This window comes from Candidatus Goldiibacteriota bacterium HGW-Goldbacteria-1 (assembly GCA_002839855.1).
Lineage (GTDB): Bacteria > Oederibacteriota > PGYV01 > PGYV01 > PGYV01 > PGYV01.
On record PGYV01000006.1, the window covers coordinates 113,095 to 135,620 of the forward strand.

Here is a 22,526-nt window from a genome sequence, read left to right on the forward strand (position 1 = left end):
TTATCATCAATATCCAAGTTATCACCTCATAAGTATCAGATAAATATAAGATATTCATAAATGTACGTGATTAATTTCACATATAATTGTGTTGACAAATTAAGGGTATTATGTGAATATATTTTTTGAATTTTAAAAAAAAGTATTACCAAATTATTTTACCAGGAGGCACAGATATGGCTGTACAGGTAGGTATCAACGGTTTTGGACGTATCGGTAGAAATGTTCTTAAGGCGCTTTTGCTTAAGAAGAACTCCCAGCTTGAAGTTGTTGCGGTAAATGACTTAACAGACGCAAAGACACTTGCTCACCTTTTCAAGTATGATTCAGTTCAGGGAATTTTTGAAGGGGACGTCAAAGCAGACGGAGAAGACCTTGTAATCAACGGCAAAAAGATCAAAGTTTTCAAAGAAAAAGACCCGGCAGCAATCAAATGGAACACTCTTGGCATTGACCTGGTTATTGAATCAACAGGCTTCTTCACAGACAAAGAAAAAGCACAGGTTCACATCACAAACGGCGGCGCTAAAAAAGTTATTATATCGGCTCCCGCAAAAGGCGAAGACAAGACAATAGTAATGGGTGTTAACGAAAATGAATATGACGCAAAAGCACACAATGTTGTGTCAAACGCTTCCTGCACGACAAACTGCCTTGCACCTTTCACAAAAGTACTTCAGGACAAGATTGGAATCGTAAAAGGCTTAATGACCACAATCCACAGCTACACCAATGACCAGAAGATTCTTGACGCACCCCATAAAGACTTAAGAAGGGCAAGAGCAGCCGCAGTTTCAATGATTCCCACATCCACAGGCGCTGCAAAAGCAATAGCGCTGGTTATGCCGGAACTTAAAGGCAAACTTAACGGCTACGCAATGCGCGTTCCCACGCCTAACGTATCAGTTGTTGACGTGACCTTTGAAATGAAAAGGGACGTTACAAAAGAAGAAGTAAACGCGATGTTAAAAGAAGCATCAGAAGGCTCCATGAAGGGAATTCTGGCTTACACAGACCTTCCGCTTGTATCACACGATTTCTTAAACGATCCGCATTCTTCCACAGTAGACGGAGACTGCACATACGTTGTAGGCAACATGGTTAAAATCCTTTCATGGTACGACAATGAATGGGGTTATTCAAACAGGGTAATTGACCTTGCAGATTACATGGTTGCAAAAGGCCTTAAGTAATATCAATATAAATTAAACAGGCCGGCAGTGAAGCCCAAAAGGTTTCACTGCCGGCTTTTAAACTGAAAAAGAGGTGCAGGATTAATGGCAAAACTTTCACTGGCAGACCTTAACGAAACGGATCTTAAAGGAAAAAGGGTTTTCATGAGGGTGGACTTTAACGTCCCGCTTGATACTGACAGAAAGATCACATCTGACAACAGAATAAAAGCCGCCATACCTTCAATTAAATATATTATAGAAAAGGGCGGAAAACTTATCCTTGCATCACACCTTGGCAGGCCAAAAGGCGAAAAGAAACCTGAATTCTCGCTTGATGTCTGCGCGAAAAAATTAGCTGAACTCATAGGAAAAGACGTTACATTTGTAAATGACTGCGTCGGGCCGCAGGTAAAAACAGCCGTGGATTCAATGAAAGAAGGGGATGTAATACTTCTTGAAAATCTGCGGTTTTACAAACAGGAAGAAAAGAACGACGCTGAATTTTCAAAACAGCTTGCGGAAAACGCGGACATTTACGTTAATGACGCATTCGGAACCGCACACAGGGCGCACGCTTCCACAGAGGGCATGACTAAATTTGTAAAAAAATCAGCAGCAGGATTTTTAATGGAAAAAGAACTTAAATTCCTGGGCGAAATGCTTGAAAACCCTAAAAAACCCTTTATTGCAATACTTGGCGGCGCCAAAGTAAGCGACAAAATAATGGTAATTGAAAACCTTTTAAGCAAAGTGGACGGGCTTATAATCGGCGGAGGAATGGCATATACATTCTTAAGGGCTAAAGGGCGTGAAATCGGCGATTCTTTATGCGAAAAAGATAAGGTTAACACGGCAAAAGAAATAATGAAGACCGCGCTGGATAAAAATGTGGCTATCTATCTTCCCATTGACCACATTGTGGCAAAGACACCGCAGTCGGGCGAGGATTTTATGACCGCGTTGAAAACAGCCGAGTACAAAGAAGTATTAAGGGACTCAATTGACGACGGCTGGGAAGGCGTTGACATCGGAAAGAACACAATAGAAAAATTCAGAAATATCATATCTAAATCAAAAACTATTTTCTGGAACGGCCCAATGGGTGTTTTTGAAGTGGAACAGTTCTCCAAAGGCACGCTTGAAGTGGGCAAAGCGCTTGCGGAATCCGGCGCAGTAACAGTGGTAGGCGGCGGAGATTCAGCATCCGCAATCAAAAAACTTAAGCTTTCAGATAAAATGACACACGTCTCAACCGGCGGCGGAGCTTCAATGGAATTTGTTGAAGGCAAAGAATTACCCGGCGTGGCTGCTTTAACAAACAAATAATAAACTAAAAACATTTTACGGAGGAATAAATTGAGAATACCGATAATTGCAGGAAACTGGAAGATGTACAAGGATCTTGAAGAATCAAAAACGCTGGCAGAAAGCTTAAAGAATTGCTTAAAGGACGTAAACCCGGAAGAAACAGAAGTGGCAATCTGCCCCACGTTTACCAACCTGGCATCTGTTAACGAAATAATCAAAGGTTCCAACATCAAACTTGGCGCCCAGAACATGTATCCAAAACAGGAAGGCGCATTTACAGGCGAAATTTCACCTTTGATGCTTCGTTCCGTTGGCTGTCATTATGTAATTATAGGCCATTCAGAACGCAGACAGTTTTTTGGCGAAACAAACAGTTCTGTGAATGAAAAAGTAAAAGTGGCTTTTGAATACGCGCTTGTTCCTATAATGTGTGTGGGCGAAACCCTGGAACAGCGTGAAAACGGCACAACCAACACAATTGTAAAAGCTCAGGTTGTGGATGGGCTTAAAGACATACCAAAAGAAAAAGCCAAAAATATAGTAATAGCTTATGAACCTGTATGGGCGATAGGCACAGGAAAAGTAGCGACAAAAGAACAGGCACAGGAAGTACACGCCATGATTCGCGGCGAACTTAAAAGCATTTATGACGAAGCTACCGCGAATTCAATAAGAATACAGTACGGCGGAAGCGTAAAACCTGACAATGTAAAAGAACTGATGGCACAGCCGGATATAGACGGCGCCCTTGTAGGCGGCGCGGCATTGAAAGTTGATTCTTTTGAAGCCATAGTTAAATTCAAAAAGTAAAAGGAGCCATATAAATGCTGTATAACATTCTGCTTGTAGTACACGTAATAAACGCACTTCTGCTGATAATAATAGTCCTTCTTCAGACAGGAAAAGGCGCGGATGTGGGTTTTGCTTTTGGCGCGGGCGCTGCTAATACCATGTTTGGCGCGGGTGGAAGCAAGAATTTTATCACCAAAGCCACAATTTTTGTGGCTATATTATTCATGGTCACATCACTTACACTTGCCCTTTTTCAGGCAAAAAGGTCAGGCAACTACAGCGGAGTTCTTGATTCTGTAAAACAGTCGGAATCAGCTGTTCCGGCGCAGGCGCCCATATCTGAAGCACCTGTAGTTCCGGTAGAAAACAAATAAGAAGAAGTTTATAACAAAAAGGCCGCGTTAAGATAACGCGGCCTTTTTTATTAATATCCTTATTAAAAAGAAGGTGGCGTGTGATAAAAATAGTCCTTGGAGTATTAACGGCTGTTATCCTTATTTCCGGATGTTCTAAAAAAGAATCCTACACACTTAAGGGCACTTATACCGATGCACCCGCTTACGGCGATATGCTTATTGATACATCCACAGGCGAACCTGCCATTCTAAACCCCGTACTGGCTTCAGATTCCGCGTCAGCAGCCATAAACGACCTGGTCTTTAACGGCCTTGTTAAATTTGATAAAAGTCTTAATCTGGTCGGAGACCTTGCGGATAAATGGAAGATTAAAGACGGCGGGCTGACCATAATATTTCACCTAAAAAATAACGTTAAATGGCATGACGGAGTGTCATTTACCGCCAAAGACGTAAAATTTACATATGACGCTTATATGGCGCCCGATACAAAAACCTCTTACAGAAGCCTTTTTGAACCGGTAAAAAGCGTCAGAATAATTGATGATTTTACCCTGGAAGTACTGTATAAAAAACCATTTGCACCCGCTTTGCAATACTGGGGCACGGGAATACTTCCGGCGCACCTGTTTGCCGGCATTGACATAAACACCGCGTCTTTTAACCGCACACCCGTCGGCACAGGGCCATATATTTTTAAGAACTGGAAAACCGGACGTTCTTTAGAGCTTATATCAAACAAAACACATTTTGACGGCTCGCCTTACATTACAAATTATATGTTACGTATAATACCTGACCAGTCCGTTCAGTTTATGAACCTGCAGTCCGGTGACGCGGACATGATGGAACTTTCTTCAGATTTGTATTTTACAAAAGCAAATACTGAATATTTTAATAAAAACTTTAACAAATTTGTTGTTCCCGCCTTTCTGTACACGTATATAGGATATAATCAGGAAAACCCAATTTTTGCTTCCGTTAAAACGCGGCAGGCATTAAGTTATGCCATTAACACGGCAGAGATAATAAAAAACGTCCGCAGGGGAATGGCAAGGCCTATAAGCGGGCCGTTTATCCCCGGTTCATATGCTTATGATGAAAGTGTAAAACCTTATGAATACAACCCGGAAAAAGCCGCGCAGCTTTTAAAAGAAGACGGCTGGGTTAAAGGTGATGACGGCTTCCTGACCAGACAGGGCATACCATTTGAATTCACCCTTGCCACCAATCAGGGCAATAAAGAACGCGAGGAAATAGCCGCAATTGCCCAGCAGGAATTTTCAAAACTTGGCATCAAGGTTCATGTGCGCGTCCTGGCATGGAATATATTCATAACCGATTTCATAAATAAAAAGAAGTTTGACGCGGTTGTAATGGGGTGGAGCCTTACACGCGACCCTGACTGCTATGACATCTGGCACTCTTCAAAAACAAACGAAGGAGAGTTTAACTTTGTGGGTTATAAAAACCGGCAGGTGGACAGGCTTCTGGAAGACGGAAGGTCCACATACGATACAGAGAAAAGAAAGGTAATTTACAGAAAAATACACTCCCTTATAGCAAAAGACGCGCCATATACCTTTATTTATTCGCCGTACACGCTTCCCGTCATACACAAAAGAATACACGGAATAAAACCGGAAGCCGCAGGAATAGGATATAACTTTACAAAATGGTATGTGCCCTCTGAACTTCAAAAATACAGAATTGCGCTTGAAAAATAATTTGAATTTTACGGGATTATGTTATAATAATAAAAATTTAAAAAGGGGTATAAAAGATGGCAAAAGGCAAATTATATCTTGAAAAAAGGAAACAAAAAAGAGTAGAGAAAAATTATGAAATAAACTATATGCTTGTCCCTACCGAATTTACAACACAAATTAAAAGGGCAATGGGTTTTAGTAAGGACTTAAGCACAGGCGGGGTAAGGGTGGAAGGCGACATCATAGGCAAACCCGGCGACATTATTAAAGCAGAACTTATAAAACCTGATGCTAATTTTACGGTTTTCGCCGAGATTAAATGGGTCAAAGCATCAGAACGCCAGTTTGGCGTCGCGTTTTTGTCATTAAAAGCCCACGACGAAGAAGCGCTTGAAGAAATGATGGAATAAAATTAATCCGGGCTGCCCGATTTTATTTTAAATATCGCAGGAAATACAGTGGTCAAATTCCTCTGATTCAAGCTGAATTGTTGAATGGCAGATTTTAAACTCTCCCGCAAGTATGATATTTATACCGTGTATTATCGCGTCCGCGTTTTTTAAATTATCTTTTGGCACGGCCACGTGGGCGTCAAAAACCACTTTCCCGGGCGATATTTCCCACATATGGATGTGATGCACGTCAATTATCCCAAGGGAGGTTTCTTCTTTCAACCTCTGCTTTATCTTTTTGTCATCTAAATTTTTTGGGGCGCCCTGCATAAGTATGTTAAGGGTTTCCATAAGGATGCTAAAACTCTCTTTGGCAATGTAAACTGCAATTATTACTGATATTGCCGCGTCAAGAATATACCACGGCTTGAACATAAGGATAATTGCGGTTACTATTACCGCGACAGAAGAAATAGTATCCGCCATCAGGTGTAAAAACGCGCTTTTTATGTTTATATTTTCTTTGGCGTCTTTAAACAGTAATAATACCGAAATTCCGTTGCCCAAAAGGCCAATAGCGGCAATTGCCAGCATTAGACCCACTTTAATGGGCTGCGGATGCTGAAACCTTTCTATGGCTTCAAATATGATGTACCCGCAGACAAAGAATAAAGCCAGCACATTAATTAAAGCCGCAAGTATTTCAGCCCGCTTATACCCGTAAGTCTTGCTTAAACTTTTGGTTTTTTTACCTATCAATATGGCTATATAGGAGATAATAAGCGATATGACATCTGACAGGTTATGAAAGGCATCTGATAAAAGGGCAAGGGAACCGGATAAAATACCGCCTATAATTTCCGCCGCTGTGATTCCAGCGTTGATAATAATGCTTAATACAAGGCCTTTTTCACCCTGTACGTGATGGTGGTGATGCCCGTGGCTATGATTATGATCATGGCCTTCGTGTGAATGGTTATGCTCTTCGTGGCTGTGTTCGTCAGACATAAAACCTCTCCTTGTCTGTTAAATCTGGTACCGCTACGGGGAATCGAACCCCGATTATAGGATTGAGAACCCTGTGTCCTAACCGTTAGACGATAGCGGCATATGGTTTAATCAGATAAATACTTATATAACAGGTAAAATGCTTTGTCAACGGGTATTTAATCCGTGCAATTTTTGCCGGTATTTTTTACATGAACTCCGATAAAAATTAAAAATACGCCCAGCCACTGAAAAACGTTCAGTGATTCCTGAAAACAAACCACTCCGCCAATCACCGGAACAACTATGGAGTTTGCGGCAAAAAACGGAATTATGCGGATAGCCCTGTCTTTTGTATATGAAAACTGCAGAATTATGAAGGCTACAGCGCCTATAATAAGCCAGGTATAAAAAAACGGATTTAAAAAAACAGAAGCCGAATTTAACGGATTTGATGTGGTCACTTTCTGAAACAGAGTAATAAACCCGGCCAAAGACCCGGCAAAGCCGCCTAAAACAACACCTGTCATCTTTTCCGCCTTAAACGCAAAAAGCGCTATAAGAATATAACCCAGAACAACCGCTGCAAGATACGTATATAATAAAAACAAATTTATAAAAGATTCAATCGCTTCACCCCTTGAAAAAATACCTATAAGCACCGAACCGCCAAGTATCAAAACTACACCCGCCAGTTCATTAGCCTTAATTTCTTCCTTCATAACAAAATGCGAAAATAAAATCAACGCGGCAAGGCCGGTTCCGGACATGGCCCCCACTATCGAAACCCCGCCAAGGGAAGTTGCGTACATAAAAATAAAAGGGGTGGTGGCCATAAGGCACGACCCAAATAACCATATGCTTAAACCTTTTGCCTTTTCAGAACGGCGGGTATCAAGGCCTATTTTTTGAAGCGCCTGGGAAATACTGTTTATAGAACTTCCCGCGAAAGTTATTATAATAGAAAGTATCTGCTCGTTCATTTAATATCCTTTTAAATTTTTTATATTATTAATTATACCAAAGCCGCCGCATTAAACCGCCTGTTTTTTAATTTAAATTACCTTATGCAAAATACCATTTAACAATCAGCCTCATTTTTGTTATTATAAATAATCAAATCTGATCAGGCAAATTAATCAAGGGAGCAAACATGGAAAAAATAAAGATGGTGGCAGCCAGAATAAAGACGCTTAGGGAAATTGCGGGAAAAAGCATTCCGGATACGGCCAAATTGCTTGAAGTTACAGATGAACAGTATTCAAAATACGAGAACGGGCAGAGTGACATCCCCATAAGTTTTTTATACGCGGCATCACGTGTATTTAATGTGGAACTTACGGCAATTCTGACAGGTGAAGAACCGCGCCTTCACAGGTACAGCGTGGTAAGAAAAGGCACCGGCCCTTCTGTTGAACGCAAAAAAGAGTACACATACAGCGATTTGGCATACAACTTTATACATAAAAAAATGGAAGTTTTTGAAGTTAAAGCGGGGCAGACAATGCCAAAGACACTTAACAAACATACCGGGCAGGAATTTAATTTTATACTGGAAGGAACCCTTAAAATAATAATAGAAAACAACGAAATAATCCTCAACGAAGGCGATTCCATATTTTTTGACTCCGGACACGCTCACGCAATGTGCGCGACCGGCGGCAGGGACGCAAGGTTTCTTGCGGTGATAATATGAGCCATAACCATTCAGCATCTCTCTTAAAACATTTCGTTGACAGGGATTTCACGTCATATGAGGATTTTCGCGATAATTACAGGGTAAAAATTCCTGACAATTTTAATTTCGGCTTTGACGTTGTGGATGAAATGGCAGGAATAGCACCCGCCCAAAGGGCGCTTCATTGGATAAACGAAAAAGGGGACACCGCGTCTTTTACCTTTGCTGATATTAAAAAATACAGCAATAAAGCGGCATCAGCCCTTGTAAAGCTGGGGATTAAAAAAGGCGATCCTGTAATGCTTATCCTTAAACGCAGGTACGAATTCTGGTTCTTATGCGTGGCGCTTCATAAAATAGGCGCCATATGCATCCCTGCCACACACATGCTTACCGTTAAAGATATCACTTACCGCAACAACGCCGCTGATATTAAAATGATTATAACCACCGAAGAAGATGAAACAATCAGTAATGTGGAAGCCGCATCCGCGCATTCACCCACACTTAAACTTAAAGCCGCATTACATACCGATAAACCCGGCTGGATAAACATCAACACGGCAATTGACGAAGGCAGTGAAAATTTCCAAAGGCCTTCAGGTAATGATGTGTCAAAAAACAGCGATTTTTTTCTGACCTACTTTACATCCGGCACCACAGGTATGCCTAAAATGGTTAAACATAATTTCACATATCCGCTGGGGCATATACTTACAGCTGCGTACTGGCAGAACGTGATACCGGGCGGCCTTCATCTTACCGTGGCGGATACCGGCTGGGCAAAAGCTGCCTGGGGAAAGATATACGGCCAGTGGATTTGCGGGACAGCGGTAATGGTTTATGATTATGACAAATTTGTACCCAAAAAACTGCTTGATGTTGTGGCAGATTCAAAGGTCACCACTTTCTGCGCTCCGCCTACTATTTACAGATACTTCATTAAGGAAGACCTTACAGGTTATAATTTTTCCGCTTTAAAACACTGCACTGTGGCAGGCGAGCCCTTAAATCCGGAAGTATATAACCAGTTTTTAAAACAGACCGGGCATAAAATAAAGGAAGGCTTTGGCCAGACCGAAACCGTGGTAGCGGTTGCCACCTACCCGTGGCTTGAACCAAAACCCGGTTCTATGGGAAAACCCACGCCCGGCTTTGATATAGACCTGCTTAACGATGACGATAAACCGTGTGAAGCGGGCGAAGAAGGCCGGCTTGTAATACGCACGGCAAACGGCAAAGCAGCGGGTATGTTTGATGAATACTACCGCGACGAAGCCCTTACAAAAAAAGTATGGAATAACGGCATTTATCAGACCGGCGATATGGCTTACCGGGATGAAGACGGTTATTACTGGTTTGTGGGAAGGGCGGATGACTGCTTTAAAAGTTCCGGATACAGGATAGGGCCGTTTGAAATTGAAAGCGCGCTGCTTGAACACCCGGCAGTGCTTGAATGTGCTATCACAGCAGTGCCTGACCCTGACCGCGGCCTTGTGGCAAAAGCCACAGTGGTGCCGGCAAAAGGCTTCATCGCTTCAGACGAGCTTATAAAAGCACTTCAGGAACACGTAAAAAAAGTCACCGCGCCTTATAAATATCCAAGGATAGTTGAATTTGTAAGCGAACTGCCCAAGACAATAAGCGGAAAAATAAGGCGTGTAGAGATAAGAAAATCAGGAAAATAAAAATTCTTTATTTTGTGGTATAATCATTTCCGGGAAATTTAAAAACGGAGGGAAATTATGAAAAAAGTATTGGCTGTAACCGGAATAACACTTGGAATTGTTTTAACCGCTTTATTGGGGCTGCTAATCCACGCAGGGCTGTTCTTTAAAGTTCAGGTAACGGAAGCTTTAAGCGGGCCTTATGTTGTTGTTTATGTTGAACAGACAGGGGATTACGCGAAAGCAAACAAGGCGGGAATGGATGTTTATCAGACCCTTGTTGCTGAATTCGGGGTAAACCCGACAAAAGGTTTTGGAATTTATTTTGATGACCCAAAGTCAGTTGCCAAAGAGAAGTTAAGAAGCGAGATTGGATGCATTCTTGAAGGTAATGATATCCAAAAAGCCCCGCTTGTGACTTCTAAATTTAAAGTAAAGATTCTTGAATCAAAACAGAGCCTTGTTGCGACTCATCCTTTTACAAACCCGCTTTCAATTCTGCTTGGCATTACAAAAGTTTACCCGAAGTTCGCAGAAAAACTTAAAGGTAAAACAGAAGGCTACACATACAGCATGGAAATTTATGACATGCCGAACAAAACGACCATTTATTTAATGAGATAAATAAACAAAATATTCTTTAATCTAAAAAAGGGAGCTATTGTGAAAAAATTAACCGTTATTCTTCTATCAGCCTTATTAGTTTCAGCATTTCTTATCGCGTGCAATAAAAATTCACCCTCATCACCGCAGGCGGAACAGGCAACAGCCACGCCTATCGGCACGTTTACAGTAACACCAACAATTACCGCAACATCAACAATAACTCAAACATCAACCGTAACTCCCACAGTCACACTGACAGCAACTATGGACTGCGGTATAAAATTCGGTTCAAATTCCAATAGTTCAAGCGGAAGTTCGGGCCCCAATAATTTATACGCGCATAAATTTACCCCGAACGCGGAAACATCAGTTACGGCCCTTTCTATAGAAATGGCGGCAGCCGGCAAGTATTGCATTGGGATTTACAGCGATAATTCCGGAACCCCCGGCAGTATGCTTGCATGGACAGGCGTAAAAACAGCAGCTTCCGCCGGATGGTTCACATCTTCACTTTCAACGCCTTACATTTTAACTGCGGGAACTGATTTCTGGTTCGTTTTCTCCGCGGATGAATGGGTGCCCGGCTCTACAGATGCCGCTTATACAAGTTATAGCCGGTATGTCGGCGGCGAAACAACTATTGCAGCAATAGAAACAGCCGGAGTTATGCCAAGCGGAGGCACATGGACCACTTTCGCAAGTTACAGGCATCATTTATATGCATCGGGATGCTCTTACTGAGATATTATTTACACATAAAGTCATTGATTTAGTACTCTGATTTATCAAACAATTCATACGGCAGGTATTTAAAAAATACCTGCCGTAGAAAATATCACCACAGATGTAAAAGATTCAGCATATTAAATATTAAAAATATTACATATTTTTAATTGACTTTTTCGCAATAAATCTATAATATTGTTATGGAAGCAAAGTAATACAGGGACACATCCGTATGAAATTCCAAAAAAGGGCAGAAAATTTTCCCCTTTATAATCCCGGAGGTAATAATTAATGAATGTAAATGAACTAAAAACAATGAAAGTATCCGAACTTCAGAAGATCGCAAAAGACATGAAGATTGACAACCTAAGCGGCCTTAAGAAACAGGATCTTATCATGAAGCTTATGGAGACCGAATCCCAGAAAGACGGGCTTGTTTTCGGGGAAGGCGTACTTGAAATTCTTCCCGACGGCTTTGGTTTTCTGCGCTCGCCAAACTATAACTATCTTCCGGGGCCGGATGACATTTACGTGTCGCCTTCGCAGATTCGCAAGTTTGACTTAAGGACAGGCGATATGATAGCCGGGCAGATACGCCCACCAAAAGAAGGGGAAAAATACTTCGCGCTTTTAAAAGTGGGCACTATTAACAGCGAAGACCCGGAAAAAATTAAAGACAAAATTTTCTTTGATAACTTAACCCCGCTTTATCCGGAACATAAGATAAACCTTGAAACAAAAGACAGGGAAAACATTTCCATGAGGGTTATGGACCTTTTCACGCCTCTTGGCAAAGGCCAGAGGGCGCTTATAGTAGCCCCCCCAAGGACGGGTAAAACAGTCCTTCTTCAGAAAATAGCGAACAGCATCACCGAAAATCATCCGGAAATTTATTTAATAGTCCTTTTAATTGACGAGCGCCCTGAAGAAGTAACAGACATGGAACGCACGGTAAAAGGCGAAGTTGTCTCTTCCACCTTTGACGAACCGCCTACAAGGCATATTCAGGTGGCTGAAATGGTCATTGAAAAAGCCAAAAGGCTTGTAGAAAGCAAAAGGGATGTTGTTATCCTGCTTGACAGTATCACAAGGCTTGCGCGCGCTTACAACTCTGTCGCGCCTTCCAGCGGAAAAGTCCTTTCCGGCGGTATTGACAGTAATGCATTACAAAAACCCAAACGCTTCTTTGGAGCAGCCAGGGCAATTGAAGAAGGCGGTTCATTGACTATCATAGCCACCGCCCTTATTGAAACAGGCAGCAAAATGGACGATGTTATATTTGAAGAATTTAAGGGCACAGGCAACTGTGAAATAGACCTTTCCCGCGAACTTGCGGAAAAACGCCTTTACCCGGCAATTGACATCAGCAAGTCCGGCACAAGAAAAGAAGAGCTTCTGCTTTCAAGGGAAGAAATTAACAAACTGTGGATTCTTAGAAAAGCCCTTTTAAGCAAAATGAAGCCCGCGGAAATTATGGAATTCTTAGTTGACAAAATATCCAAAACAAAGAATAATAAGGCATTTATTGATGCCATGAAAACAGATTAATGGAGGTACCAGAAACATGAAACAGGGAATACACCCGGATTACAAAAAAGCAATGGTAGTTTGCGCCTGTGGCAATTCATTTGAAACAAACAGCACAGCGGGAGACTTAAAAGTGGAAGTATGTTCAAACTGCCACCCATTCTATACAGGCGTTCAGAAGTTCCTTGACACTGACGGCAGGGTGGAAAAGTTTAAGAAAAGGGCTGCAAAAAGCACCAAGAAAGAGGAAACAAAGGCATAGCGGAAGTCCGGCGGATATGGCCGTGTTTGTAAAACTTCTGTCACATACAGCTGACGGCGAAAAAATAGCCGCCATTGCGGGTAAACTTTGTTATTCCAGCGGCGGCTATGATAAAATAACCGGAACACTTACCGATGAGACTATTGCTTCATTTATCAACAAAATAAATGACCTTGGCCATTATTCTGTCCTTGAACACATGTCTTTTAGTTTTATTATAGAAGGCGTGTCGCGTGCTTTGACACACCAGCTGGTGCGCCACAGAATCGCGTCTTATTCGCAGCAGAGCCAGCGATATGTAAACGAATCCGGTTTTGATTACATCACCCCACATACCATAGAAGACAAACCCGAACTTAAAAAACAGTTTGATTCCATGATGGATTCCATTAATACATTTTACAAGTCCATGACAGATGCCGGCATTCCTAAAGAAGATGCCAGGTATGCGCTTCCAAACGCGGCGGAAACTAAAATAGTGGTTACTATGAACGCGCGGGAACTGCTGCACTTCTTTGAAAAAAGGTGCTGCAACAGGGCACAGTGGGAAATTCACGAAATGTCCGACCTGATGCTTGCAGAGGCAAAGATAGCTGCGCCTTTAATATTTAAAAACGCGGGGCCCGGCTGCGTAGGCGGTCCGTGCCCGGAAGGCAAGATGACCTGCGGTAAAATAACAGAGGTCAGAAAAAAATACAATTCTGACAACAAGGGATAAAAATGAAGGTTAAAAAAACAAAAACACCCGCTTCCTGCAGTTCCAAAAAAATGAATGTGGGCGGACAGGCCGTTATTGAAGGCGTGCTTATGCGTTCGCCAAACTATTACGCGGTATCCGTGCGCCACAAAAACGGTACAATTAAATCAATGTCAGCGCCGGTTAATTCAATCACAAAAAAGTACCCGTTTTTAAAATGGCCTGTTTTAAGGGGATTTATTTCCCTTATAGAATCCATGACACTTGGGTTTAAAGCGCTTGATTATTCGGCACAGATATACGAAGAGGGGTACGAGAATAAAAAGAAAAAGAAATTATCCAAAGCAGAAACAGAAAAAAAAGAGAAAAAAGAAAAATTGGAAATGACAGTCACTTATATTATATCCTTTGCCTTTGCGCTTTTCCTTTTTATTTACCTTCCGGTGCAGGGAACCAAACTGCTGGAAAAAGCGCTTCCCGGGCTTGCGGAAAACAGGGTCTGGTTTAACCTTATAGTTGTTACCTTTAAACTTGCGATATTTTTCCTGTATATCTGGGCAATTTCCTTTATGGAAGACGTTAAACGCCTTTTTATGTACCACGGCGCGGAACACAAAGCCATTTATACTTTTGAAGACGGCAAGAAACTTACTCAAAAAAACATGCTGCCATACACAACGCTTCACCCAAGATGCGGCACAGCTTTTATTTTTCTGACAATGCTTGTAAGCATAATAATTTTTGTGCTTTTACTTCCGCCGGAATTTAAGATCTGGCAGAGAATACTGCTGGAAATTCCGCTTTTAATCCCAATTGCGGGACTGTCATATGAACTGTTAAAATTCTCTGATAAATTTCAGAATAACTTTTTTATAAAAATCCTTATAGCGCCGGGGCTGGCTTTTCAGAAAATAACCACAAAAGAACCGGATGCTAAGATGCTTGAAGTTGCCGCAAATTCAATTAATGAAGTTTTAAAACTGGAAAAAAAGCATAGACCCGCAGCAGTAAAACTTTAGCTGTTTATATAAGCACCCGGCCTGCCCTTTGTAAGGGAGTAGCGGGTGTTTTTTTTATATATAAAAATACAATTTAACTTAACCGGAGGCAATAAAGTGTTTGAAAAAGCGGCAAAAATAAAACGCGAATATGAAAAATTAACAGCGGAACTTTCCGACCCGCAGATAATTTCCAACAACGAACTTTTCCAGAAAAAAGCAAGGCAGCATTCGGAATATTCGGAAATAGTGGAGATATATGACGCCTATACAACGCTTGACCACGCCATAAAAGACGCCGACCACATGATGCGCACAGAGCAGGAAAAAGAACTTGTAGATATGGCAAAAGCGGAAATTGAAGATTTAACACCCAAACTGGAAAAGAAGCGCGAAGAATTAAGAATAATACTTACCCCAAGCGACCCTAACGATAAAAAGAACGCAATAGTGGAAATCCGCGCCGGTACAGGCGGCGATGAAGCCGGAATTTTTGCGGGCGACTTGTACCGCATGTATGTTAAGTACGCGGAAAACCACGGATTTTCAATTGAAACCGTTACAAGCAGCCCCACGGAACTTGGAGGTTTTAAGGAAATAATATTTTTTGTAAACGGGAAAGGTGCTTATGGCAAACTGCGCTATGAAAGCGGCGCGCACAGGGTACAGCGCGTTCCCGATACAGAGACCAGCGGCAGGGTTCACACTTCCGCGGCAACAGTATATGTACTGCCGGAACAGGAAGAAAAAGAATTTAATTTAAACATGGCTGAAATACGCATAGACGTATGCCGCGCGTCCGGCGCAGGCGGACAGCATGTCAACAGGACTGAATCCGCGGTAAGGGCGCACCACATACCCACAGGTATTGAGGTTTACTGCCAGGACGGAAGGTCACAGATAAAAAATAAAGAAAAGGCGCTTTCAATTCTGTCCGCAAGGGTTAAAGCCAAGACCGAAGGCGATGAAAAGGCGATTACCGACAGCGAAAGGCGTTCGCAGATTGGTTCCGGCGACCGCAGCGAAAAAATAAGGACATACAATTATCCGCAGAACAGGGTAACCGACCACAGGATTGGCCTTACATCATACAACCTTGAAGGCGTAATGCAGGGCGACATTGACCAGTTTATAGAAAAACTTAGCGAAGAGAACACCAAAAAGTTAATGGAAAAAAGCATCTGATATTATGAAAATATACGAAGCTCTTAACAAAGCCGCGGATTATATTTCAGACGGCAGGGGGCTTGATAAACAGGTTTCAAAATTTGAAGCCGCGGAACTTTTGATGTTTCTTACCGGTATTGACAAGCCCTCTTTATATGCCCGCTTTCAGGACAGTCTTCCCGGCATGTCCGCAAAAAAGCTGTTTAAGCTTGCCCATAAAAGGGCGGCAGGAATGCCGCTGCAATATCTGACAGGTACGGCTTTTTTTTACGGCAATGAATTTGCCTGCAGAAAAGGCGTGCTGATTCCACGGCAGGATACCGAAGCGGTAATAGAGGCGGTAAAATCACTTCCGCTTAAACCCAAAACACAGGCGGCAGAGCTTGGCCCCGGCAGCGGAATAATAAGCGTGACCCTGTGCCTGGAATGCCCCAAAATAGCCCATATAACAGCCATAGACATATCAAAAAAAGCAATATCGCTTACTAACCTTAACGCAAAGAAGTACGGCGTAAAAGGGCGTATAACAGCTAAATCGGGCAATTTTTTTACCTTAACCCGCAAATCACCCTTGAAATTTGACATTATCATATCCAACCCCCCGTATATAACAAAAACGGCCATGTCCAAACTGCAAAAAGAGGTATTACACGAACCCGCAGCCGCCCTTACCGACAAAAAAGACGGGCTTTCATTTTATAAAAGGCTTGCCTCTGCCGGAGTGAACATTTTAAACCCCGGCGGTTATATGGTTTTGGAAATTGGGGATAACATGGAAGAGGACATTAAAAAAGTTTTCCACAACAAGAACTGGACATACCTATCCACATTTAACGACTTCAAAGGGATGAAAAGAGCAGTCATATTTCAACTAATCACACATAAAAATAATTAAAGTAAAACACAAACAAAATCATCTATGTGTTTTTTTATCAAGAACATTTTCGTTTTATTAAAGCGTCCATGCAATAGATTCTACAAAAAAATAAACAATAAAATATATTTATTAATTTATTCGCAGAAAGAAACAACAGCGCCGCTTATCATTTTTAGCGTTTTATTTAAGCGAGATTTTTTATAAACCTTTTTAAAATATATGATAATATATACTTATTTTCAAACACGCATTCACCAGGAGAATATTTTGGAAAATAACAGAATTATCAGATTTGTATCGGTAATAGCGGGCTTTATTCTTATCGTAATCGGGCAATCTTTAATGTACGCAAAGCCGCATGCTTTGCCGGGCGCTTATTTTTTTCTGCTTTCTCTTATCCCTTTTTTCATCGCAATAAAACACGACAAAGGCGCGGAACTTCTTGGAAAACTGCCTTTTTTAAAAGATATTTTTGAAAAACCGGGAAAATTTGAAATAATAGGGTTTGCTATATTTTTCATAACCGCGGCTTTCTTCAGGTTTCACAGTTTGGACACGGTGCCTATGGGATCCTTCCGTGATGAAGGAAAGGCCGTCAAAGACGCAATGGATATCATAAGGGGCGTCACGCCAAACGGCGCCGATTCCGCCCTGCCCATATATATCAGGGCTATCACCGATAACCCCGCTTTATATAACTATTTCATGGGCGGCCTTTTCCCGTTTATCGGCGAAGGTATAATGGGGGCAAGGGCCGCGACAGCTATCGCGGGGCTTTTAGCGGCGGTAAGTTTTTATTTCCTTATACGGTATATGCTTGGCTGGAAAACGGCATTTTTTACGTCAATGTTTTTTGCCTTTGGCATTTACCCGGTTGCATATAGCCGGCTTGTTTATCACGCGGGATTTGCCATATTGCCGTTTATTATCTCTTTATTCTACGCGGTAAAAATTTACAACGAAAGGAAAACTGCCGATTTTATTATTTTCGGAATCGCTCTCGCATTATCCGTTCAGACATATCAGGCAGCGCGAATTGTGCCTGTTGCATATTTACTGTTTATCATAGGGGCATTATTCATTGACAGGGGATTTTTAAAAGCTAATTATATAAAATTATTCGCCGCATTTATAACAGCGGTTATATTTATGGTCCCGTTTCTGGTATATGTCATGGAACATTTTGACTCTTTCATGATGAGAGCTTCCGGTTTATATCTTATGCAGGTGCAAAACAGGCACCATTGGCTGCACGAAAATCCCATACTAAATTATCTAATCAGCATAAAAAAAGTGCTTCTTATGTTCAATCATAGCGGCAGTAACGCCATAAACCTTGGTGCATATAACGGGTTGCCCCTTATGGACTTTCTTACAGGCATATTTGCCGCCGCCGGATTTTTTATGCTTTTAGCGGCAGCTTTTACCGGTAATCTTTTCGGAATCATTTTCGTCTTCACATTTATCCTATTCGCGGCCGCCGCGGCCGCTTTCATAGAAGCGCCGTACCCAAGCAGATCTGTTATGACCATGCCTTTGATTTATATTTTTACCGCCTTTGGTTTGTCGGGATTAATCCGTTCCGCGTCATCGGCAGGGAAAAAAATTATATATGTATTAATCTCTTTAGCCGTCGTTCTTGCAGGTGTTATTAATTATGACAAGTATTTTATAAAATACGGCAGGCACAAATACGCATACCGCGCTTTTGAAACAGAAAAAAGGGAAGCCGCGGAATATGTGATAAAATTGGGCGGCAGCTGGCAGGCCATAATGACGCCGTATTTTATGTTCGGATCAGAGCAAAACACTCCCGATGTTACGATAGCCTTTATGGCAAAGAAAAAAAATAATTATGAAAAACTTACAACCGGTTATAACTTTCCCGTTAATCCCGCTTACGGAAAAAATTATGTTTACATTCTGGAAAGGGAATATTTCTCTATGCTTCCGGCCCTTCAGGCATATTATCCGGCAGGAGAGCGTGTTGATTTTATGGAAAAATATAACGACGAAAAAGTAATAGCTTTTATCGCCTACAAAGTTCCTTATGAAGAAGCCCTAAAAGGTTTATCTGACAGCCCCGAAAGGGGGCTTACTGCACGTTATTATTCCGGCGGCAACTGCGGTTACGGCGAATTGCTTGAAGTGCGGTCAGAACCCATGATACTTCACGAATGGGCATATTTTCCTAAAAATGCAAACCATTTTACCGTCTGCTGGGACGGCAAGATAAGGATAGACACGCCTGGAAAGTATATTTTTGACGTAAAAACAAACGAAAGAAAAGAACTGCTTATAGATAACAACCTTATTCTGTCAGGCAATCAGACAAAAGCCGAAATTGAACTTTCAAAGGGCATGCATGACATTCACGTTATGTACAGAAATAACGGCAGAAATTGGTTTGGTTTATGGTGGGCCAGGCCTGACAAAGGCATTTTGGAAACGGTCCCGATGGATAACCTTTATCCGCAGAAATAAAGACACGGGCCGTACCCCTTATCCGCGTCTTGACATATACGTATTAAATTGATAACATTATACGTATAGGAGGTGCTTATGACAAAACTTACGCTTCTGCTTGATGAAAATACAATAAAAAAGGCAAAACTGACCGCAAAAAAGAATAAAACTTCCGTATCTAAAATGGCTGCATCATATTTTGAATCACTTACGGCGCACACCGAAGATAATTATAATGATTTGCCGGTTTTAAAGGAAATCTCCGGTGTAATATACGGAAAAGAACAGGATTACAATCCTAAAGAAGAATACAAGAAACATATACGGAAAAAATATAAATGAAAACCGTTCTTTTTGATGCTAATGTAATACTTGATATTCATCTAAAAAGAAAGAACACTTATAACGCTTCTATGGCTGCCGTAGCCGCGGCAAAAAGGCATGGCCTAAAAACATATTTGTCGGCTGTAAGCATCAGTATAATTCATTATATCCTTGAAAAAGAAACAGACAGGACAACTGCCATAAAAATACTGGAAAAAACCAAAATGCTTTTTGACATAGCGCCTGTTGACGCAAAAGCCGTTGATATGTCCATTGTATCTGATTTTAAAGACTTCGAGGATGCACTGCAGTATTATTCGGCAATCGGCGTAAAGGCGGACTGCATTGTAACGGGCAATAAAAAGGACTATAAGCATTCAGTAATTCCTGTTTTAGCTCCCGAAGAATTTCAACTGCGTTTAAACAGATAATTTCTACCGGTTAAACGATTATTAGAATGCATTAAGAACGGTGCCAAACCCCGCTTACAGACAATATCATTAACAAAGACTGATATATCCGCCTCTTATACAAAAACACAAACTTCAATAAATATAAAACCCTTAACCGCTTAACTATTCACGATAAAATGAACTATTTACATATAAACGGGTTCATAATAATATATACGCTATGGTTAATGCCATATAACTTACTTTAACCATACAAACCATTAAAAAACAATATTTGGGGTATTTAAGAGTGAAAATGAATATTAAAGACAGCACAAAGAAAGAAAACACGCACCTGTTGCCTTTGGCGGTTTCAGCCGCTATAATTACCGCATTTTCAATCATTTACGGATTCTATAACATACCGGCAACAATTGCCGCAGCCGCGGTTATTATTGTAATATACATTAAATACCGCGATAAGCCCGTTTTTGAAACCGGCGAAAAAGATTATTCGCGGATGTATAAGTTTTTTATATTCGCAATTGCCGCGGCGCTGGCCTTAAGGTTTATTTCAATTACTTCAATGCCGTATGATTTTTATACAGACGAACTTAACGAGCTGACAGAAGCGTATTTCAGGCTGACAGGGCAGAAAGAATTATTCGGATACAGCACAAGGTTCGGTTCTTCTTTGCTTTATTTCAGTTTGGGCGTGATTATGGCTGTAATGGCTGTTGTCAAAGAAAACATAGACCTTTTAAGGTTTATACCCGCGGTTGTGTCGGTACTGACAGCCGCAGCGCTTTATTTCTTTGGAGATTCTTTAAAAAATAAAAAATTGGGCATTGTATTGGCTTTTCTGTTTTTAACATCAGGGTGGGCGCTTTTTTTAAGCAGAAAACTTATGGAAAACATTTATGTGCCTCTTTTTGCCGTCCTTATATTCACATTTCTTAATTACTACATACGAAATAAAAAAGAGAGATTTCTGTACCTTACCGGCGCGGTCTATTTCGCCGGATTATTTACGTATTCGTCCTGGGTTCTGATAACCGCGTTTATCGCGTATTTTCTTTTTGAATACAGAAAGGAAATAGGGCTGAAAAAGATTCTGGTATTATCCTCCATCATAGCTGTATCTCTGGGCCTTTACATGCTGCTTTTTATGCAGACAAAAGGGCCTTCGTGGGCGATGGGTATGACTGTTTTTAAGGGTTCCGACGGGGTATTTCAGGCTGTGCTGAACCTTAAAAACCTGTTTGTTTATTTATTACAGCCAATGCAATACAACCACCTTTCCCACACACAGCCCGCCGTTTCTGCCACAGAATTTTTGTTCCTGGCAGCAGGCATAATACTGGCTCTTATAAATATAAAAAAAAAGATATTCAGAATCATACTGGCAGGCCTTGTTATTTCAAGCGCCACGCTGTTTATAAGCAAAGATGCGGCGCACCACCTGCGCCATGTAATGCTGCTGCCGTTCATTATTATAACAGCCGGTTTTTTTCTTAATCACATATTAAACAGAAAGTACGCGCTTTATGCCGTTGCCGCGCATACCGTGTTGTTTATTTTTATTCTTTTATACCATTTTAATTACTGGCCGGCGCAGATGAATATTTCGCACAGGGACAAACAGGCCGCTGATTATATAAATAAAAAATACGCCAATAATGATTATATTCTTATTCACGAAGGGGTGGTTTACGGCAATTTTCCAATGTACCTGCGTACAAAAGCGGCACACAACCCCGCCAAAGAACCTAAAACCGTTATTCTGCTTACCAACTATTTTATGCGCCAAAACGTAAAAACGGTTTTCCCGGAAACCGCTGTAAAGTATTTTTATGATTTTCAGGGTAATAACCTTCACACATATGCCCTGTACGAAATACCCGCAAAGCAGGGAAGCGGTATTGCTGAATACTTTGGCTCCCTTAAAACAAAAATGGAAAAGCAGCAGGTGAAAGCCTGGGAGCAAAAATATCAGGAAGGATTTGACCTGACAAAAAGTTATCTGGAAATAACCGGCAATGACCCCGCTAAAATACTGGCAAACACTCTGTTAAACGTGCAATACGTCCTTTTTTGCGGCAGTACCGGAAGATATAATGACCTGCTTGCCGCGGCACAGGATCCGGATAAAAAAATATTCCACACGGCAGACCTGATGGAATTTTTCGGAAGAATCCTTTACATGTCAAAAGATTATAAAAATTCACACTATTTTTTCAGCCGGGCTTATTCTTTGGCGCCGGAATGGAAATACGTTTATTGGCAGGCCGAACGTTCCAAATACATGATGTCACAAAAACAGCCATAGATTGCCGCCTTTGGGCTGCCGGTAAGACCGACATTAATGGAAGAGGTCAGCCCTTACTTGCAGCTTTTATGTTTTAACACACATCTATTAA

The 22,526-nt window shown here is 41.4% G+C and carries 22 protein-coding genes and 1 tRNA gene; 20 read left to right on the forward strand and 3 right to left on the reverse strand.

The window, feature by feature from the left end; translation table 11 throughout:
- Positions 1–176: 176 nt before the first annotated feature.
- The 6 genes from gap (at position 177) to CVV21_07865 (ending at position 5,750) form a co-directional block, all read left to right on the forward strand.
- The gene (gene gap / locus CVV21_07840; GenBank protein ID PKL91487.1) at positions 177–1,193 is read left to right on the forward strand and encodes a type I glyceraldehyde-3-phosphate dehydrogenase; all 1,017 of its coding nucleotides are present in this window, start codon (positions 177–179) and stop codon (positions 1,191–1,193) included.
- Between the two features lie 84 nt (positions 1,194–1,277).
- Positions 1,278–2,501, forward strand: a complete 1,224-nt coding sequence (pgk, locus tag CVV21_07845; protein PKL91488.1) for a phosphoglycerate kinase — start codon at positions 1,278–1,280, stop codon at positions 2,499–2,501.
- Positions 2,502–2,531: 30 nt separating this feature from the next.
- Positions 2,532–3,293 (forward strand): triose-phosphate isomerase, encoded by a 762-nt coding sequence (locus tag CVV21_07850; protein PKL91489.1) that lies wholly within the window; start codon positions 2,532–2,534, stop codon positions 3,291–3,293.
- Positions 3,294–3,310: 17 nt separating this feature from the next.
- Positions 3,311–3,649: a preprotein translocase subunit SecG gene (locus CVV21_07855; GenBank protein PKL91539.1), complete on the forward strand. Its 339-nt coding sequence runs from the start codon at positions 3,311–3,313 to the stop codon at positions 3,647–3,649.
- A gap of 80 nt (positions 3,650–3,729) precedes the next feature.
- Positions 3,730–5,358 (forward strand): peptide-binding protein, encoded by a 1,629-nt coding sequence (locus CVV21_07860; GenBank protein PKL91490.1) that lies wholly within the window; start codon positions 3,730–3,732, stop codon positions 5,356–5,358.
- A 56-nt stretch (positions 5,359–5,414) separates the two neighbouring features.
- Entirely contained in the window at positions 5,415–5,750 is a 336-nt protein-coding gene (locus tag CVV21_07865; protein ID PKL91491.1) for a hypothetical protein, read from the forward strand.
- A 27-nt stretch (positions 5,751–5,777) separates the two neighbouring features.
- Here the strand turns inward: CVV21_07865 and CVV21_07870 are convergent, their stop codons facing one another.
- From CVV21_07870 to CVV21_07880, 3 genes are all read right to left on the reverse strand, one after another.
- The gene (locus tag CVV21_07870) at positions 5,778–6,740 is read right to left on the reverse strand and encodes a cation transporter (GenBank protein ID PKL91492.1); all 963 of its coding nucleotides are present in this window, start codon (positions 6,738–6,740) and stop codon (positions 5,778–5,780) included.
- A 25-nt stretch (positions 6,741–6,765) separates the two neighbouring features.
- Positions 6,766–6,840: transfer RNA gene (locus CVV21_07875), tRNA-Glu, on the reverse strand.
- 58 nt (positions 6,841–6,898) lie between these two features.
- Positions 6,899–7,702 carry a hypothetical protein gene (locus tag CVV21_07880; GenBank protein PKL91493.1) on the reverse strand — a complete coding sequence of 268 codons (804 nt, stop codon included), beginning with the start codon at positions 7,700–7,702 and terminating at the stop codon, positions 6,899–6,901.
- Positions 7,703–7,872: 170 nt separating this feature from the next.
- On the opposite strand from CVV21_07880, the gene CVV21_07885 reads away from it, so the two are divergent.
- From CVV21_07885 to CVV21_07950, 14 genes are all read left to right on the forward strand, one after another.
- Positions 7,873–8,415 carry a transcriptional regulator gene (locus tag CVV21_07885; protein PKL91494.1) on the forward strand — a complete coding sequence of 181 codons (543 nt, stop codon included), beginning with the start codon at positions 7,873–7,875 and terminating at the stop codon, positions 8,413–8,415.
- The gene (locus CVV21_07890) at positions 8,412–10,085 is read left to right on the forward strand and encodes an acetyl-CoA synthetase (protein ID PKL91495.1); all 1,674 of its coding nucleotides are present in this window, start codon (positions 8,412–8,414) and stop codon (positions 10,083–10,085) included. The genes CVV21_07885 and CVV21_07890 overlap by 4 nt, the downstream gene beginning before the upstream one ends.
- Positions 10,086–10,142: 57 nt before the next feature.
- Positions 10,143–10,688, forward strand: a complete 546-nt coding sequence (locus tag CVV21_07895; protein ID PKL91496.1) for a hypothetical protein — start codon at positions 10,143–10,145, stop codon at positions 10,686–10,688.
- A gap of 39 nt (positions 10,689–10,727) precedes the next feature.
- Positions 10,728–11,411 (forward strand): hypothetical protein, encoded by a 684-nt coding sequence (locus tag CVV21_07900; protein ID PKL91497.1) that lies wholly within the window; start codon positions 10,728–10,730, stop codon positions 11,409–11,411.
- A gap of 276 nt (positions 11,412–11,687) precedes the next feature.
- The gene (locus tag CVV21_07905) at positions 11,688–12,944 is read left to right on the forward strand and encodes a transcription termination factor Rho (GenBank protein PKL91498.1); all 1,257 of its coding nucleotides are present in this window, start codon (positions 11,688–11,690) and stop codon (positions 12,942–12,944) included.
- Positions 12,945–12,960: 16 nt separating this feature from the next.
- On the forward strand, positions 12,961–13,185 hold the full coding sequence (locus tag CVV21_07910) for a 50S ribosomal protein L31 (protein ID PKL91499.1): 225 nt from the start codon (positions 12,961–12,963) through the stop codon (positions 13,183–13,185).
- 22 nt (positions 13,186–13,207) lie between these two features.
- Positions 13,208–13,903 (forward strand): thymidylate synthase (FAD), encoded by a 696-nt coding sequence (locus tag CVV21_07915; protein ID PKL91540.1) that lies wholly within the window; start codon positions 13,208–13,210, stop codon positions 13,901–13,903.
- A 2-nt stretch (positions 13,904–13,905) separates the two neighbouring features.
- Positions 13,906–14,901, forward strand: a complete 996-nt coding sequence (locus CVV21_07920; protein PKL91500.1) for a DUF1385 domain-containing protein — start codon at positions 13,906–13,908, stop codon at positions 14,899–14,901.
- A gap of 96 nt (positions 14,902–14,997) precedes the next feature.
- Positions 14,998–16,065, forward strand: a complete 1,068-nt coding sequence (locus CVV21_07925) for a peptide chain release factor 1 (protein ID PKL91541.1) — start codon at positions 14,998–15,000, stop codon at positions 16,063–16,065.
- A 4-nt stretch (positions 16,066–16,069) separates the two neighbouring features.
- Entirely contained in the window at positions 16,070–16,942 is an 873-nt protein-coding gene (gene prmC / locus CVV21_07930) for a peptide chain release factor N(5)-glutamine methyltransferase (protein ID PKL91501.1), read from the forward strand.
- A gap of 201 nt (positions 16,943–17,143) precedes the next feature.
- Positions 17,144–19,408, forward strand: a complete 2,265-nt coding sequence (locus tag CVV21_07935) for a hypothetical protein (protein PKL91502.1) — start codon at positions 17,144–17,146, stop codon at positions 19,406–19,408.
- A gap of 78 nt (positions 19,409–19,486) precedes the next feature.
- A complete protein-coding gene (locus tag CVV21_07940; GenBank protein ID PKL91503.1) occupies positions 19,487–19,732 on the forward strand; it encodes a hypothetical protein in 246 nt (81 codons plus the stop codon).
- Complete coding sequence (locus tag CVV21_07945; GenBank protein PKL91504.1) at positions 19,729–20,145, forward strand: hypothetical protein; 417 nt, start codon at positions 19,729–19,731, stop codon at positions 20,143–20,145. Before CVV21_07940 ends, CVV21_07945 begins: the two co-directional genes overlap by 4 nt.
- A 277-nt stretch (positions 20,146–20,422) precedes the next feature.
- Entirely contained in the window at positions 20,423–22,435 is a 2,013-nt protein-coding gene (locus tag CVV21_07950; GenBank protein PKL91505.1) for a hypothetical protein, read from the forward strand.
- Positions 22,436–22,526 lie beyond the last annotated feature (91 nt).

Coding starts and splice junctions, on each gene's coding strand:
- gap (PKL91487.1), top strand. CDS start 177: ATGGCTGTACAGGTAGGTATCAACGGTTTTGGACGTATCGGTAGAAAT.
- pgk (PKL91488.1), top strand. CDS start 1,278: ATGGCAAAACTTTCACTGGCAGACCTTAACGAAACGGATCTTAAAGGA.
- CVV21_07865 (PKL91491.1), top strand. CDS start 5,415: ATGGCAAAAGGCAAATTATATCTTGAAAAAAGGAAACAAAAAAGAGTA.
- CVV21_07870 (PKL91492.1), bottom strand. CDS start 6,740: ATGTCTGACGAACACAGCCACGAAGAGCATAACCATTCACACGAAGGC.
- CVV21_07880 (PKL91493.1), bottom strand. CDS start 7,702: ATGAACGAGCAGATACTTTCTATTATAATAACTTTCGCGGGAAGTTCT.
- CVV21_07885 (PKL91494.1), top strand. CDS start 7,873: ATGGAAAAAATAAAGATGGTGGCAGCCAGAATAAAGACGCTTAGGGAA.
- CVV21_07890 (PKL91495.1), top strand. CDS start 8,412: ATGAGCCATAACCATTCAGCATCTCTCTTAAAACATTTCGTTGACAGG.
- CVV21_07895 (PKL91496.1), top strand. CDS start 10,143: ATGAAAAAAGTATTGGCTGTAACCGGAATAACACTTGGAATTGTTTTA.
- CVV21_07905 (PKL91498.1), top strand. CDS start 11,688: ATGAATGTAAATGAACTAAAAACAATGAAAGTATCCGAACTTCAGAAG.
- CVV21_07910 (PKL91499.1), top strand. CDS start 12,961: ATGAAACAGGGAATACACCCGGATTACAAAAAAGCAATGGTAGTTTGC.
- CVV21_07920 (PKL91500.1), top strand. CDS start 13,906: ATGAAGGTTAAAAAAACAAAAACACCCGCTTCCTGCAGTTCCAAAAAA.
- prmC (PKL91501.1), top strand. CDS start 16,070: ATGAAAATATACGAAGCTCTTAACAAAGCCGCGGATTATATTTCAGAC.
- CVV21_07935 (PKL91502.1), top strand. CDS start 17,144: ATGATAATATATACTTATTTTCAAACACGCATTCACCAGGAGAATATT.
- CVV21_07940 (PKL91503.1), top strand. CDS start 19,487: ATGACAAAACTTACGCTTCTGCTTGATGAAAATACAATAAAAAAGGCA.
- CVV21_07945 (PKL91504.1), top strand. CDS start 19,729: ATGAAAACCGTTCTTTTTGATGCTAATGTAATACTTGATATTCATCTA.
- CVV21_07950 (PKL91505.1), top strand. CDS start 20,423: ATGAATATTAAAGACAGCACAAAGAAAGAAAACACGCACCTGTTGCCT.